Raw genomic sequence first — 13,294 nt, 5'->3', positions numbered from 1 at the left:
CCCCTACCAAGATCACGCTGTTCCATGAGCGAGGGCGCTTTGAGCGGTAGAATAACCCGCATGATCCAGATATCCGACAAAGCCCAGACCTATTTCCGCAAGCTCATCGAACGCGAAGGCGTGCCCGGCATGGGCGTGCGCCTGAGCGCGGTGGACCCGGGCACCCCCCGCGCAGATGCCAGGCTTGAGTTCGCAGAGCCTGCGGACCTGAGCGGCGACGAGTGGGCCATCGACTGCGACGGCTTCACGTTATATGTGTCTGCCGCCAGCGTACCGTGGGTAGATGGTGCCGAGATCGACTACGTCACCCAGTCCACCGGCAACCAGCAGCTGACCATCAAGGCGCCCAAGATCAAGGGCGAAGCGCCGGCCGACTCGGCGTCCATGGTGGAGCGCGTGCGCTGGGTGGTGGAAAACGAGATCAACCCGCAGCTGGCATCGCACGGTGGACGTGTGGCCGTGCAGGAAGTCTCGGCCGATGGCGTGGTGCTGCTGCGCTTTGGCGGTGGTTGTCACGGCTGCGGCATGGCCGATGTCACGCTGAAGCAGGGCATTGAAAAGACCTTGATGGGACGGGTGCCCGGCGTGATCGCAGTGCGCGACGCCACCGACCACGCCACCGGCGACGCACCGTACATTCCGCGCGACAGCGCGGCCTGATTCCGCACCACCGGTGACAACGGCTGCCGATCTGCTGCTGGCATTGCGCGCGCGCATGCCGGCCAAGCTCATTCTGGATCGGCGCACCGGGCTGCCGTACGGCTGGGCGATCTGGATGCGCAGCCTTGGCGATGCAGCGGCGCCATTCAGCGACGACCAGGTGATGGATGTGCTGCTGGCGCGTCCATCGACTGCGGATGGCACTGGCGCTGCGCGGCTGCTGACGCCGTTCCAGGCGTTCCGCAGCCTGTGGTGGCAACACTGGGATCCACGCCCGCGCGATCAGCGCACGCAGCACTGGTTCGCCTTGCTCGGCAGCTTGCTGATCCACATCGGCTTTGTCGCCTTGCTGATCTGGGTCGTCACCGTGCGCTGGGCGCAGGAGGAGACCACCCAAGGCGCGGAGTCGCGGGTGCGGATGACCCTCATCGGCGATGGCGCGGCCGAGCAGGGGGGCGGGCAGGGGGGCGGGCAGGGGGAACCGTCCGCTGCTGCCTCGCCTGCGACCGGCGAGGCGGTCACGGCGAAGAACGCCAGCGCAGCAAGCGGGAATCCGGCCGGCGCGACTACGCAACCCACGATTCCGCCGCAAGCAACCGATCCCACGGAGTCAGCCAGCACGGCGCAAGCAATGGATACCGCACCCGAACCGGTTGTCGCTGCTACCAGCGAACCGGTGGCGCCTGATGTGCCGCAAGTGACGGTGCAGGTGCCGCCGGTCACGATCGAATCGCCACTCCAGGTAACCGAAACACCGATCGCCACGACCGATTTCGTGGTGCCGCCACGGCCAAGCATCACCGTGGCGCCACGTCCCGTGGCGCCGTCGGCACCGCAGATCGAGGTGCGTCAGCGCGACATTCAGACCGTGACCGAGCGGCCGGCTCTGCGCGAGCTGCAAGGCCCCGCGCCTGAAGTGGCGGTGCGCGCAGCAACGGCACCGGAGGTGCGCGAGCGCGAGATCGTCGTGCCCGACCGACCCCAGCTGACCGCGCCGTCGATCCGGCCGCGCGAGATTGCGCCCAGCGTGCGCATGCCTGAGGTTGCGGTGCGTGCCACCGAGCTGCCCAGCGTCCCCGAACCAGCGCTGGTACCGCCCGCGCCGCCAGCTCAACCGGCACCGGCCAAGCCGGCAACCTCGTCGGCGACGGCCAGCCCACCTGCTGCGCAGGCTTCGCCAGCCAGCTCGGCACCACAAACCACGCAGGCCAAATCGGCCACACCGGCGCAAGCCGACAAGGCGGCAGCCTCTTCCGCTGCCACGCTTGCCGCCAGCAGCAAGGCCGGCCCGCAAGCGGCCGACCGTAGCGGCGGCTGGGATGTCGCGGCCAATGCCGACGACTGGAGTAAGTCCGACCGCAACCGGCGCGGCGACAGCAGCGGTGCGAACGGCCAACGCGATGGTGTCTTCAACAGCGACGGCAGTGTGCGGGTGGCCGGCAGCGGCGATACCGGCAGCGGCGCGGGCGATCGTGGGCCGCCGGGCAGCGAAACCGACACCTGGACCCGCGATCAGATCGCCCAGGGCGGCACCTGGCTCAAGCGGCCGCCGTATGGCTACACGCCGACCTCGCTGGACAAGTACTGGATGCCGAACCAGTCGCTATTGCAGGAATGGGTGCGCCGCGGATTGAAGAAGATCGAGATTCCGATTCCCGGCACTACCACCAAGATAAGCTGCGTGGTGTCGCTGCTGCAATTTGGTGGCGGCTGCGGTCTCAGCGACCCCAACCTCAACGATCAGCCGGCCACTGCCAGACCGCCGCCGGATGTGCCGTTCAAGCGCGAGTTGCAGGAAGACAACGGAGCGGTGCGGTGATGGCGAATGATCCTGCGGCTCAGTGACCAATGCCAGCGACGCCACGGGCGAAATTGGCGCCTGCGTCCTAGAACGACCGGCAGAAAACAGCCGGAACCCGAGCCACAAAGCGAGATGCATCGGTGACCAGCGGTGGACGCGAATTCCTGAAGTGGTTAGCTGCCGCCTGCATGACAGGCGATCACGCCTTGAAAATTCTTGCGATCGGATACGTGCCAGTCGTAACAGAATTAGGGCGGGTGGCATTTCCGCTGTTTGCGCTGGTGCTCGCCTATAACCTTGCCCAACCCAAAGCGGATGTCGAGAAGTCAGTAAAGCGGCTGTTTCTCTGGGGTCTTATCGCCACGCCGGTTGCAGCCATCGCGTTTCAGCGCGTGTTTCCGCTCAACGTTCTGCTGTCTTTTGCATTGGCGGCAGTGTGCATTCTGGCGATCGAGCGCAGCCGCTGGGTGTTCTTTGCTTTATGCGCGCTATTGGCGCCAGCGGCGGTTGACTATCGATGGAGTGGACTGGCGATCGTACTGTGCGCTTGGGTGTTCTGGCGTAACCCATGGCAATGGCGCCTGTCCAGAGGCGTCCTGGCGCTGGTCCTGATAGTGCTGCCGGTGGGGCTGCTGTGCTTGGTCAACGACACCCCCTGGGGATTGCTGGCGCTGCCGTTGCTGTTACTTGCCAAAGTGCGAATACCGGTTCCGCGCTCGCGCCGGGCGTTCTATTTTTACTACATGGGGCATCTATTGGTATTGAGCCTGCTGTCATACGCCTTACTCTGACACCTGGCGGCCCTTGCTCCGTGTAGCCTAGTCAGCCAACGTAGGCCGATGATGTCGAGACAGGCATTCCAACCGTGTGCTCGTAGATCCGTAGCGAGCGGCCTAGGATGGCTTCCAGGGTCTGCGTGGCGCCGTCATCCGCCGGCATGCCGATGGTCTGGATGCCGGCCAGCATCAGGCGCAGGTCGCAGGCTGAGAGCGATCCAGCCAATGGGAAGTACACACTGGCGGCCGATGCATTGGAAGACGGCGAGCAGTGGCTGCAGGCGTCACGCGCGATCAATGTCTGCAACTGTTGCAGCCCACCGACGTGGGCTTATGTCGAGCAGTTGGTGGGTGAGGTGTCCTAGCTAACTCTGGATGAGCTTCTGACATAATATACATTATGCGAAATCGGTTATTGGCGCGGCATCGGCTCGGCTACGCTGGATCTGGCTTTGGATCAAAACTTGCCTGCCGAACCGTTCCCCTCGCGAAACGGAACTCGCCGCATGACTGATACCTACGACCTAGACCAACGCCCGCCGTGCTGGCCTGTCGGGACGCAATGCCCAAACAGTTGCGCAGAGGATCTGCACCGCCGCGTCGTCCGGAACCACGTGGAACTCACAGGCCCTTGGGCTGGATGGAGATTGGCGGGTCGAGATCTTGTTGCGCCTACTGGTGAACGCATCCCAGAACTTCGCCTGCGCGGCTTGCTCTGGCATGCCAATGCCTGCGACATCCGAGATTCGGCACGCAATAGGAACGCAAAACGCAAGGCGGTTCAGCAGTCCATGATCAAGGTGGTCGTAGTGGACCTAGCGGACTGGCGGGAACGCCACTTCGGTCGCGCTGGCTGAGACAAGCGTCACCGTAGGGGGCTGATGCCCCCTACACCCCCGGGGCTACAATGCGCCCACAAACAGGGGGAAGCATGGAACGCCAAGAACCGACACTGGGAAAGCCCGCAGGACTCGAAGAAGTCGAATTCCGCCCTCGCACCTATCGTGGCCCGACACGCCCCGCGACCAATGAATCGGATTTCTGGCTCAAGGCAACCGTATGTCTTGTTGCGCTGGTTGTCGTGGCCGTTGGTCTCATCGAATGGAACGCTCGCAGACAAGCCGCAGCCATGACAGCCGAGCTGATGCGCCCAATGACACCAGCAGAGAAGCGGGAACTTGATCGCCAGGTGGCTCAGATCGATGCAGAGGACGCTAGGGATCTGGCCAACTTACGGAGGCAGATCTGGCAGGAAGCGCCGCAAACCGAGCCCTACGTTCCCTCACCACTGAAGGCCGGGGAGCGCTGCATCGAAGGACGCAGGCTGAAACGCGTGTCTAATGGCTGGACCCAGGTTAGAGAGCCGTGCTAGCTACTACATTTCGAGCGTCGTGGCTGGCGTATACGTGCTTGGATGACTCCCCGGCGATTCGGGGAACGTGCCCTGCACCCGCACGCCTTTGCTGACCACCGTTCCAGCTGGCGCTTCCTGCTGCTTTGCAGGCTTCTCGGGCTGCTCATCCTTACCCTGCTCCGTCCTGGCGTACTCGCGACGCTCCTGCGGGGGTTTATACGGGTTGTAAGGCTCGCCCCAACGCGCCACATCGCGGCAGACATCATCGCGGACCACCACGCGTGTGTTCTGCTCGGTGACGCAACGGCAGCTGTTGTCACTGCTCATGCAGAACATGTGCGGATCTGCACGGAACTCGCGTCCCGCAAAGCCTGGCGCTGACCACGGCACGTCCTGCACCAACGGTGTGATTTCGCGCATGTAGTCCTCACCGCTTGCGATGGCTCGCCTGGCGGTGCTACCCGATGGCGCTCCGGCGGACGCCTGGCCCGGCTGCGCCGAAGGCGCAGTCTTGGCCAGCTCGTCCGCCTCCGCTTTTCCATGGATGCCCTTCCAGAACAGCCACCCGAAAACGCTGAGGCCTAAAATGATGGCAATCGGCCCGGTGATGAGGACCTTCTTCAGCAGAGACGGCATGCGGTACTTGACCGTGTGCAACTCCGCACTCTTGTAGTACTTGAAATATTTCTCCGGCAGCTTCCACAGCTGATAGTCGTACAAGCCTTTGATGCGCTTAAGGCCCAGCCGCACCTCATCCATCACCTGATGATTGCGAAAGATGAAGGTCTGATCCTTACCCGACTGCCGCAACAGATGTTCGTGGAAGCCCACCAGGCCCCGCAGGTGCGTGTCGAGGTAGTTAGGCTGCTGCGTTGCCAGCACCAGGCGCACACCCAAATGACGGATCGTCTCCATCGCGCTGATGTACTCAGGCGGCTCACCGCCACGCCGCGCGCGGAAATACTGCTGCGCCTCATCAACGAAGAGCACTGCGCCGGCAGGCAGATCGCGCCACTTCGTTGGATCTTCCCACGGCGTGACGCCGGGCACGCTGATCCCATTGATGTTGCACGTGTAGACGTGCGCACCCTGCTCCACCAACTCCACAATGCGCTGGGTCATCCGTAGCGACTTGCCAGACCCAGGCAAACCGGTCAACAGGGAAATAGAGGCGGTATCACCGATCATTCGTCGCGAGCCTGATTTGCACGGGTGAGGAACACGCGCTGCACGCCCTGGATGCCGTAAGCGCTGAGGATGATTGAAATAGCAGTGTCGAGGCCGAGCGCATGCACCCAATTGGCGGCCAGAGGGGGCACCAGCTGCCAGGCACTGACGGCCTGGTCAATCAGCGGGTCGTACACGAACGCTTTGCCTGCAAAGCCTAAACCGAGCGCGCCTAGCGCCTTGGCGGTCCACAGCGCCAGCTTGAGCTTCATCAGCTTGTTGAGCAGTCCGCCGAGCGCGCCGAGCCACGGAACATCGAACGAGAACCAAGACATTAGGACCTCCAAAGAATCACGAACGCGGCCACCATCGCGGACGCAATGACAATTTTCTTGATGATCGAGAGAGCGTCGTAGAACTGCGCGTTCAGCGTGAACGGCGTGCCCATGATGTCGATGTTGCCACCGAGCAAATCACCGCCGCCGATGCTCAAGCGCGTTTGGTCGAAATGGGGACCAGGCTTGCCGTCTGATGCCCACAGCTTTGCCACCTCGCCCTTTTCGTCATCGCCAGCTGCATCTGCTGATCCACGATCGGAATCGGCCTTCGCTGCGTCACGCTCTTTTTCGAGACCGCACCGCGTGCGCCAGGCCTGCAACACCTGGGAATACTCCGCAGATTTGCAACTCTTGCCAGCACACACGGGCACGTCGCCATCGCTGCAAGTGACACCAGCCGTCACTTCGCCGCGATCGGTATTGCATTGAATCTTCCACGTGAATTTCAGCTGCAAGCACTTCAAGGTGTCACCGACGCAGATAGGCGACGCGTTGCAGTTACCACTATCGGTCGCGCTGTCCTTGCTGTCCTTGTCGCCCTGTTTATCGTTGCCCGGCTTCGTCCCGTTGCCAGAGGTATTGCCGCTGCCATCAACAGTGTTATCGCCGGTACCGTTGTTAGAACTACCGCTAGGGACCTTGACGTAGTTCGTCACGTTATACGTGGTGCACGTGTTGTTGACGCATGTGGTCTGTTGGTGCCCATCCGTGCGTTGCCACTCACCATCGGGCGGCGGGATCGGTGGAGGCGTCACAGGATCACCCTTAGGCGTTTTACCCTGGCTGTCATCGCCGTCTGTTTTCTTCCCGGTCTCGCTGGGCTTCCAGCAGAACGTCTTGCCAGTGGATGCCGTAGCGCAGTAGTCGCCGTTTTGCTTCATGCACCCGGTTTGCCCGCTGCCGAGGCCAACACACTCAGGCGGCTTCTCTTTAGTCTGTTCCTGCACTTCCTGCTTCGCGTCAATCGGCGCGTTGCTGTTGTTCTGGGTAGAGCACACGTCGCCCGTGTAGTACCGGTTGACCATGCCATAGGTCGTAACACCACCGGCTTGCCCAGATATGGGCGTGCCTGCAACCTTGCAGCCCCCGTAGCACGTGCTAGGAGCTTGCGCGAGGTTGGCACCACTGTCACCTAGCGGAGCGGATGCATTGAGGCTCTCGCACGTCTGACCCTCATCCCAGACCCATTGTCCGTAGGTTGTTTCTGCCCATCCGTCAGAAAAGTTGCGCTCAATGTGCCCCTCAAAGACACGTCTGCCGCTAAGCGGAACGCATCGAGGATTGCGCCACTGATTGGGCGAGCCGGCGACCATTTTTGCGCCGTCGGCGTTGCACAAGTAATTTGCTTCACCCTGATTAACAGCGGCATGCGCGCTGCCACTGCACAATTGCAGCAGCAGCCCAAAACATGCAGCCACGACGACATAGGCAACTCGCCTCACCACCGCGCGTGCGAAATACTGGCCGAGTCCGCGCATCACCGCAGGCCGTCCGCGATGACCTTGGCGGCCATCATGTACCAGATGAGTAGAACTGTTCCGGTCATATAAAAAAGGGCGGGTTTCCCCGCCCTGCCCTGTTCAAAAGAGGCTTACTTGCCGCCGATCAGGCCGAAGGCCTTCAAGGTCCACTTGCCCACTGCGTAGGCGGTGTAAAGCAGCACCGCTGATGCAACCATCGCGGCGACAGCTGCAATGGCGGTTGTGGGATCGAAGGCGCCAGCAGACTGCGCGAACGCAGCCGGCGCGGTCAGAGCAGCAGCACCACCGAAGGCAAACGCCTTGGCCTTGTTGCCGAGCGTGGACAGGTGTGCGCGCAGGGCGCGGATATTCTTGTGGTTCATTCTTCTTCTCCTTTGCTTGGGATGATTAGCCGTAAGGCTGCGATTATTGCGAGGCCAAAAACCATTGCTGGCCCCACGGTATTGGCCTGTTCTACCGTGGGCAGCATGTCCACCCAGCTGGGTTGATCCAGCCAAGCAGTTTGGGAACACGTGCCGTCCTGCGCGGGCACTGCATCGATACAGGTGAGGACACGTGTCATGAGGCTATTTCCGGGTTGCGCCATACCACGCTGCCGCTACCGTCAACGCGCCCAGCACGAAGCCGGTGCCGAGAACGATGTAGGGGTGCGTGGTGTAGATCAGAACGGCCATGGATTACGCCGCAGCACGTGCATGTTTGGCTGCGCGCAACACATGGAACTTGCTGTAATTGATGGCACCCTTGTTGACGGTCACCATGGCTTCCAGATCAAGCTCATATTCCCCGGGCTGATAGGCGGCTTGGCCCTTCTCCAAACGTACGTCCAGCGGGTACGCGAAGCCGCCAGCTTCGAGCTTGGCTTTCTGCTTGCGGGTGGTGTATTCCCGGTCCTTGCCCTCGTCGTCCTTGAACGTGCCGCCACGCTCATCGACTTCGGCACTCAACACGGTGACTTTGATTGCGCTCATGGTGTTACCCCTTCTAAGGTTTGATTGATGCCCGCGATTTCGGGCCATTGATTGGCTACGTCTGCTGTTGCCCACGCCGGTAGCCGATGCGACGTGCAGGTGCTGATGACGGCATGCAACGCGTCAGGCGTTGGGCAGTGCCGCACGATGAAATTGAGGGTTGCGCCGTACTGACGTTTGATGTGGCGGCGTGCGCTCTTCCACGTGGCATCCACCGCAGCCTTGGTGATGTCCATGCGGAGCGCCACGCAGTTGAGGAAGTTCAGCACCGGATAGGCGCCGAGCAGATAGCCGGCCGGGTCACGCAAGATGTCTAGCGACAGGTCTTTGCGGTTGGACGCCTTAAATTGAGCCTCGTAGCGCACCCACGGCGATTCCTTGTCTCCCTGTTCCCTGCCCTTCTCATACACGCGCAGCTGCTTTTCTGATTTCTTGGTGCCGACATACAGCGTCTTGCCGTCGCCGCTGTCGTAGTCATCAATCAGCTGTGCCTTGGGACGCTGACCACGGTTGTCAAACTCACCATCGGAATACCAGGTCTGCGCGAGCTTCAACGGGTACTTGCCCAGCAGATCGTCGGCCGCAGTGTCCACACGGGTTAACCGTCCAGCGCAGCTTTCGAGCTTCGCTCGAAGCTCCAGCCACCGCTTCGCATGGCCGCAGCGCGCTGCGCTCACCATTGCGCACCCGGCACCGGTCAACTCGATACGCGCCGTGTAGGTGCCATCCTTGCGGCGACACTCTTCACCGCCGAACTCGATGATGCCCACGTGCTTGCCGTCGCGGTCGAGGACACGGACGCGCCAGGTGTAGAAGCTGCCGGGGCCTGCCTGCTTGTCCAATTCCATGCCGAGGCCGGCGAAAAAGAACGTAAACAGATTGATCGCAATGACCATGGCGTTTTCGGCGCATGCGTCCGACCACTGGCGGACCTCTTCGGCGTCGTCGCGGTCGAGGTAGCCGACCTGGCGCAGAACAGCGAACAAATCTACAGAGGCAGAAAACCAATCGATGATCACCGTCAGGGTGCCATCACTGTTCCTGAATTCACTGACTCCCCTGTTAGACGAGGGGAGTCCCGACACCGCGACCTCGCCGGCCATCAGCGGCCACCCTTGCGAGCAGCAGAAACGAACAGCGGCGCAACCAGCACACACACCGCGAAAACGATGAAGGCCACACGCCCGAAAAGCGCAAAAAGGCAGACGGCAGCACCGACCAACACAACGAGATAGAAGGCAGCGCGGAATAGATCAACCACGGCGTACCTGCCGTTTGGCATTGGCGACCAGAGCGGCAGCGCGATAGCTAGAATCGAGGGCTTGGAACACGCGGAGGCGCGCGTAGCGCACATAGCCCAGGGCGGCGCGCAGAAACAGGCACACGACCAGAACAACCAGAATGGCGAAGTTAACGTGATGCGTCACGGATGTTGCCCCCTCCCCTGCCCCTTGACGCGGACCCCGGAGGGGAGCCGGGGGCGCGGTGTATCGAGTCTCGAGACACGGGACGAAGTAAAGTGGGTCGAGACAATAATGTCAAGAGGGTCGATACATGCAAAGCGTGGCGGAACTGCTGGACGCGATCAAAGAGCGGAGAAATCTGACGACTGACAGCGCGTTGGCAGCGGCGTTAGGAGTGAGCCGGCAGACCGTGAACAATTGGCGTCAGGGCAGAAATACGCCCGATCCAGTTGCATGCGCGACGATTGCCGGGCTGACAGGAGAGCCACTGGCACTGGTGATGGGTATCGCTGGAGAGCAACGCGCCATAAGCCGCGAGGAGAAGGCCGTATGGCGCAAGTTGGCCGCTACTGCCATGACCCTGGCGATAGGGGTCTCACTCGCCCTGCCCGTGCGCGCGGAGGCCGTCAGACACGGGTTCGAAGCGTCACCCACTATACATTATGCGAAGTCGGCCGTGTCCCCGAACGGGGGCGCGGCCGGCCATCTGTCCACCAGCTCCGTGACCAGGCCGAGCGCTTCCGCACCGCCAGGCTGATGCTGCAGCTCACGGTCCAGGCATGCGCCGACCTGCTGCGTGTCAGCGTCCGGACTGTCTCCAACTGGGAAGCTGCCAGGTCACAGATCCCGTACACCGCCTACAAGCTCATGCGGGTCCTGCGTGGCACCAAACTGCTTGGACCGACCTGGTCGGGTTTCCAGATCCGCGGCGGCGTTCTGATCACGCCTGAGGGCCGTGAGCTGCGATCGACGGACCTGGCCTGGTGGTCGCTCCTGGTCCTTCAGGCGCAGGAGTTCCAGAACGAGCGTGCTAGGCTCCGCGACGCTAAGCCCGTGCACCTGGCCACAGCGATGGCCTCTCACTGCCGCGCACCCAAGTGGTTGCTTAAGCCCTCTGTGTCTACCAAGTGTCGTCAGAGTGTCGACACATCCGGGACCTTTTCACCGGCTGGACCGGTCAATAAGACCTCCGTTGTCCTCGATCGCCGCCACACCTTCGCAGCTGCAGCCGGCCGATCGTCGGTTGGCCCGAGCAGTAACACGTGCCAAAAGTCAGAGCGGAGGCACGCATGAAGGTCGAGATCCTCACCGGTGCCCGCAAGACGGCCCCTAATGTCCGCTTGGTCGAGCCGCTCAAGAGCGAAGCCTCCACCAAAGCCAAGACCCTTGGCATCTCGCTCAACGCCCTTGTTTCGATAGCTGTTAGGCAGTACCTCGATGGCCAAATGCCTCAGCAGGCTGCCAAGCAGCATGATCCAGTCCCTCAGCTGGTTGTGTCGTCGCCAGGTATGCGCAAGGCACTCGATAACAGCCGGCCAGCTGTGGCGTCGCGACCGGCCCCTGGAGGTACGATCGGGTCCGGGCGCGACGCCCCCCTGCCCCGACGCACCACCAGCAAGCCTCACGCCGGTGAGCGTGCGAAGTTCTCCTTTACTCCTCACGGATCTGAGCTGAAATCTACCGGGCTGCCTAGTGAGGCCCTTGCTTTGTTCCTGTTCTGCCCGCACCGAACCGTCCCTGCTGGGATCCTCGGTGCCAGCTATCACCACGAATACGTCATGGCAGGTAAGCACTCCGAGACGCTATGGCAGCGCACTCGCTCACAAGGCGAGTTCTAGTTTCGTAACGCGTCACCAAATACAGGGGGAACTATGCATCCGCGCACCCGATTTCGCGCTCGTTGTCATCGCCGCTTACGCAACTATCGCTATGGTGTTTTGGGCTTCTACGGCTCAGTCACGTTCCCTATCAGGAAGCCCTACTGCTGGGCCATGTTCAAGTTCATTGAGATCTTCATTTTCTTCTACAAGACCATTGACCGACCAGATCTTGCCCTCTGCTTCGGTCGTATCTGGCCAGCCAAGCTAGAGATGTGCATCAACTCGCTCAACGAGTCTGGCGATCGACGTGTAGTATTTTTCTGACGCGTCACGAAATTATCTGGTCTGGGGTGCGGGGTTCCCCCGCGCAAAACAGGTTTAAATCTCAATGTCCGCCTCGGCAACGACGCGGGCATTTTCTTGGGCGAAGCAGTGGCAAAAAGCCGCACCCTGCAAACGTATTTTAATTACGTGACGCGTCACGATAATGGGCATTAAGTGACGCGTCACGAAATTATTTAGTCGGAAGATTTTGCATGTGTCGACACTTTGATTCACTCTCAGGCCCGCCAAGGGGATTAACCAATGCGACCTATAACGTCTCGATATACATTATGCGCAATGGCGTGTTGACGCTCCTGTGCGCCCTGGCGGTCTATCAATGGTTGTCCCTCCACAGGAAGCGGACCGGACAATGCAGCTAGACACCTGGACAACGCACTCTCGCATGCTCCTGCGCAACACTCCCAATGCTTTTCCTACGCACTCATAAGTGATCGTCATCTGCAGCCGCACCATCGAGTGCCAAATTTTCCTGGTCCCGCATTCTCGAGTGCCCACTTTTACTGTTAACGCGGAGAGTTCGTCCGCATGGCCTGCGTGCCTCCTAGGTGGAAAGCGCACTCTTGGATGCTCTTACGCAGCACTCCTGGTGCTTTTCCCACTCACTCAATGGTGATCTTCATCAGCGGGCTTCACGGCGGCTTCGATCGCTGCGTGCGTGCGTGCCATCACTTGGCAGTGCGAACCTGCCGCTTCTCTCTTCCCACGGTTCTACTTGCGATGGTTAGCTAAGGTGTGCGCTCACTCGTTTAATAGCATTAACACCCCATGCGGGACACGGCACGCGACCGGTAGAGACATGCCATGCCACTCGCAATGCCTCTGCATCGACCAAGGCATGGTGTCGTCTGGCCCTAGCTGCAGCATGAGCCTCAAAGTAGGCGTCCACCAATGCCGCCGTCGGCCTGTCGTGAATGATCTGCACATCCACAGCCCGAGGTATCGGGCCACATGCAGAGACCTGGGTATCGGGTAGATCGAAGCCCGCGAGCACGTAGCGCAGGAGCTGAAGATCGTTGGCGTAGTCCGCAAAGATCATTGGAGCACTTGCGGAGTTGAGAAAACCGCGTACGCGCTTAGTCATCGCCTGATCCGACAGGACCGACCTGTCCCGATCCAGCAGTGGATAGACGACGCTGCGAACGAAGTCAGTCGGACGCGCCGGCAAGATCTCTCGCTCGGCGTATAGGAAGTCAGTGCCGTTCTCAGCCACCAGAGCGATGCTAACGAGCTCAGATCCTATGGTGTCGGCCCATTCGGTATCGAGAAAGAAGCGCATCAATTAGGTGCTCGGCGGAAGCAAGCCAGGTTTCAATGCATCACCTTCGGCAACGCGAAAA

At 61.2% G+C, this 13,294-nt stretch carries 18 protein-coding genes; 7 read left to right on the top strand and 11 right to left on the bottom strand.

Going from position 1 to position 13,294, the window contains the following annotated elements; all coding sequences use genetic code 11:
- Positions 1–60 precede the first annotated feature (60 nt).
- The 3 genes from BJD12_RS02025 to BJD12_RS02015 all read left to right on the top strand — a co-directional run bounded on the left by BJD12_RS02025 (position 61) and on the right by BJD12_RS02015 (position 3,252).
- Positions 61–660, top strand: coding sequence for an NfuA family Fe-S biogenesis protein (locus BJD12_RS02025; protein ID WP_005997725.1), 600 nt, complete (start codon positions 61–63; stop codon positions 658–660).
- A gap of 13 nt (positions 661–673) precedes the next feature.
- Positions 674–2,479, top strand: a complete 1,806-nt coding sequence (locus BJD12_RS02020; RefSeq protein ID WP_042828717.1) for a hypothetical protein — start codon at positions 674–676, stop codon at positions 2,477–2,479.
- A 122-nt stretch (positions 2,480–2,601) separates the two neighbouring features.
- Positions 2,602–3,252, top strand: a complete 651-nt coding sequence (locus BJD12_RS02015; protein WP_039420672.1) for a TraX family protein — start codon at positions 2,602–2,604, stop codon at positions 3,250–3,252.
- Between the two features lie 31 nt (positions 3,253–3,283).
- Here BJD12_RS02015 and BJD12_RS24045 read toward each other — a convergent pair whose 3' ends face one another.
- Positions 3,284–3,544 carry a hypothetical protein gene (locus tag BJD12_RS24045; RefSeq protein ID WP_126936666.1) on the bottom strand — a complete coding sequence of 87 codons (261 nt, stop codon included), beginning with the start codon at positions 3,542–3,544 and terminating at the stop codon, positions 3,284–3,286.
- 624 nt (positions 3,545–4,168) lie between these two features.
- Here BJD12_RS24045 and BJD12_RS02000 point away from each other — a divergent pair.
- The gene (locus BJD12_RS02000) at positions 4,169–4,609 is read left to right on the top strand and encodes a hypothetical protein (RefSeq protein WP_228861017.1); all 441 of its coding nucleotides are present in this window, start codon (positions 4,169–4,171) and stop codon (positions 4,607–4,609) included.
- Positions 4,610–4,612: 3 nt separating this feature from the next.
- On the opposite strand, the gene BJD12_RS01995 is transcribed toward BJD12_RS02000, so the two are convergent.
- From BJD12_RS01995 to BJD12_RS24035, 9 genes are all read right to left on the bottom strand, one after another.
- Complete coding sequence (locus BJD12_RS01995) at positions 4,613–5,779, bottom strand: zonular occludens toxin domain-containing protein (protein ID WP_005997731.1); 1,167 nt, start codon at positions 5,777–5,779, stop codon at positions 4,613–4,615.
- On the bottom strand, positions 5,776–6,093 hold the full coding sequence (locus BJD12_RS01990; protein WP_005997732.1) for a DUF2523 family protein: 318 nt from the start codon (positions 6,091–6,093) through the stop codon (positions 5,776–5,778). Before BJD12_RS01990 ends, BJD12_RS01995 begins: the two co-directional genes overlap by 4 nt.
- The gene (locus BJD12_RS01985; RefSeq protein WP_042828727.1) at positions 6,093–7,574 is read right to left on the bottom strand and encodes a hypothetical protein; all 1,482 of its coding nucleotides are present in this window, start codon (positions 7,572–7,574) and stop codon (positions 6,093–6,095) included. The genes BJD12_RS01990 and BJD12_RS01985 overlap by 1 nt, the downstream gene beginning before the upstream one ends.
- Before the next feature lie 113 nt (positions 7,575–7,687).
- Positions 7,688–7,939: a hypothetical protein gene (locus tag BJD12_RS01980; RefSeq protein ID WP_005991718.1), complete on the bottom strand. Its 252-nt coding sequence runs from the start codon at positions 7,937–7,939 to the stop codon at positions 7,688–7,690.
- Entirely contained in the window at positions 7,936–8,139 is a 204-nt protein-coding gene (locus BJD12_RS01975) for a hypothetical protein (protein WP_126936665.1), read from the bottom strand. The genes BJD12_RS01980 and BJD12_RS01975 overlap by 4 nt, the downstream gene beginning before the upstream one ends.
- Positions 8,140–8,254: 115 nt before the next feature.
- A complete protein-coding gene (locus tag BJD12_RS01970; protein ID WP_005991720.1) occupies positions 8,255–8,548 on the bottom strand; it encodes a single-stranded DNA-binding protein in 294 nt (97 codons plus the stop codon).
- Positions 8,545–9,651 (bottom strand): replication initiation factor domain-containing protein, encoded by a 1,107-nt coding sequence (locus tag BJD12_RS01965; protein WP_005991721.1) that lies wholly within the window; start codon positions 9,649–9,651, stop codon positions 8,545–8,547. Before BJD12_RS01965 ends, BJD12_RS01970 begins: the two co-directional genes overlap by 4 nt.
- Positions 9,651–9,809 carry a hypothetical protein gene (locus BJD12_RS24040; protein ID WP_155616207.1) on the bottom strand — a complete coding sequence of 53 codons (159 nt, stop codon included), beginning with the start codon at positions 9,807–9,809 and terminating at the stop codon, positions 9,651–9,653. Before BJD12_RS24040 ends, BJD12_RS01965 begins: the two co-directional genes overlap by 1 nt.
- The gene (locus BJD12_RS24035; protein WP_155616208.1) at positions 9,802–9,975 is read right to left on the bottom strand and encodes a hypothetical protein; all 174 of its coding nucleotides are present in this window, start codon (positions 9,973–9,975) and stop codon (positions 9,802–9,804) included. The genes BJD12_RS24040 and BJD12_RS24035 overlap by 8 nt, the downstream gene beginning before the upstream one ends.
- Positions 9,976–10,102: 127 nt before the next feature.
- On the opposite strand from BJD12_RS24035, the gene BJD12_RS25300 reads away from it, so the two are divergent.
- The 3 genes from BJD12_RS25300 to BJD12_RS01950 are packed head-to-tail and all read left to right on the top strand — an operon-like array spanning position 10,103 to position 11,630.
- The gene (locus BJD12_RS25300) at positions 10,103–10,549 is read left to right on the top strand and encodes a DUF3693 domain-containing protein (RefSeq protein ID WP_005991724.1); all 447 of its coding nucleotides are present in this window, start codon (positions 10,103–10,105) and stop codon (positions 10,547–10,549) included.
- Positions 10,549–11,085 (top strand): VC1465 family Xer recombination activation factor, encoded by a 537-nt coding sequence (locus BJD12_RS25295; RefSeq protein ID WP_005991725.1) that lies wholly within the window; start codon positions 10,549–10,551, stop codon positions 11,083–11,085. The genes BJD12_RS25300 and BJD12_RS25295 overlap by 1 nt, the downstream gene beginning before the upstream one ends.
- Complete coding sequence (locus tag BJD12_RS01950) at positions 11,082–11,630, top strand: hypothetical protein (RefSeq protein ID WP_005991727.1); 549 nt, start codon at positions 11,082–11,084, stop codon at positions 11,628–11,630. The genes BJD12_RS25295 and BJD12_RS01950 overlap by 4 nt, the downstream gene beginning before the upstream one ends.
- 1,048 nt (positions 11,631–12,678) lie before the next feature.
- Here BJD12_RS01950 and BJD12_RS01940 read toward each other — a convergent pair.
- A complete protein-coding gene (locus BJD12_RS01940) occupies positions 12,679–13,233 on the bottom strand; it encodes a 3'-5' exoribonuclease (protein ID WP_005991732.1) in 555 nt (184 codons plus the stop codon).
- Positions 13,234–13,294: the final 61 nt, after the last annotated feature.

Source organism: Xanthomonas vesicatoria ATCC 35937 (genome assembly GCF_001908725.1).
Lineage (GTDB): Bacteria > Pseudomonadota > Gammaproteobacteria > Xanthomonadales > Xanthomonadaceae > Xanthomonas > Xanthomonas vesicatoria.
Note: the sequence above shows the minus strand (reverse complement) of the source record. Positions and strands in the feature narration are given on the sequence as shown.

Bases quoted from the DNA above. Each gene is read 5' to 3' on its own strand.
- BJD12_RS02025 (WP_005997725.1), top strand. From the start codon at position 61: ATGATCCAGATATCCGACAAAGCCCAGACCTATTTCCGCAAGCTCATC.
- BJD12_RS02000 (WP_228861017.1), top strand. From the start codon at position 4,169: ATGGAACGCCAAGAACCGACACTGGGAAAGCCCGCAGGACTCGAAGAA.
- BJD12_RS01995 (WP_005997731.1), bottom strand. From the start codon at position 5,779: ATGATCGGTGATACCGCCTCTATTTCCCTGTTGACCGGTTTGCCTGGG.
- BJD12_RS01990 (WP_005997732.1), bottom strand. From the start codon at position 6,093: ATGTCTTGGTTCTCGTTCGATGTTCCGTGGCTCGGCGCGCTCGGCGGA.
- BJD12_RS01985 (WP_042828727.1), bottom strand. From the start codon at position 7,574: ATGCGCGGACTCGGCCAGTATTTCGCACGCGCGGTGGTGAGGCGAGTT.
- BJD12_RS01980 (WP_005991718.1), bottom strand. From the start codon at position 7,939: ATGAACCACAAGAATATCCGCGCCCTGCGCGCACACCTGTCCACGCTC.
- BJD12_RS01975 (WP_126936665.1), bottom strand. From the start codon at position 8,139: ATGACACGTGTCCTCACCTGTATCGATGCAGTGCCCGCGCAGGACGGC.
- BJD12_RS01970 (WP_005991720.1), bottom strand. From the start codon at position 8,548: ATGAGCGCAATCAAAGTCACCGTGTTGAGTGCCGAAGTCGATGAGCGT.
- BJD12_RS01965 (WP_005991721.1), bottom strand. From the start codon at position 9,651: ATGGCCGGCGAGGTCGCGGTGTCGGGACTCCCCTCGTCTAACAGGGGA.
- BJD12_RS25300 (WP_005991724.1), top strand. From the start codon at position 10,103: ATGCAAAGCGTGGCGGAACTGCTGGACGCGATCAAAGAGCGGAGAAAT.
- BJD12_RS25295 (WP_005991725.1), top strand. From the start codon at position 10,549: ATGCTGCAGCTCACGGTCCAGGCATGCGCCGACCTGCTGCGTGTCAGC.
- BJD12_RS01950 (WP_005991727.1), top strand. From the start codon at position 11,082: ATGAAGGTCGAGATCCTCACCGGTGCCCGCAAGACGGCCCCTAATGTC.
- BJD12_RS01940 (WP_005991732.1), bottom strand. From the start codon at position 13,233: ATGCGCTTCTTTCTCGATACCGAATGGGCCGACACCATAGGATCTGAG.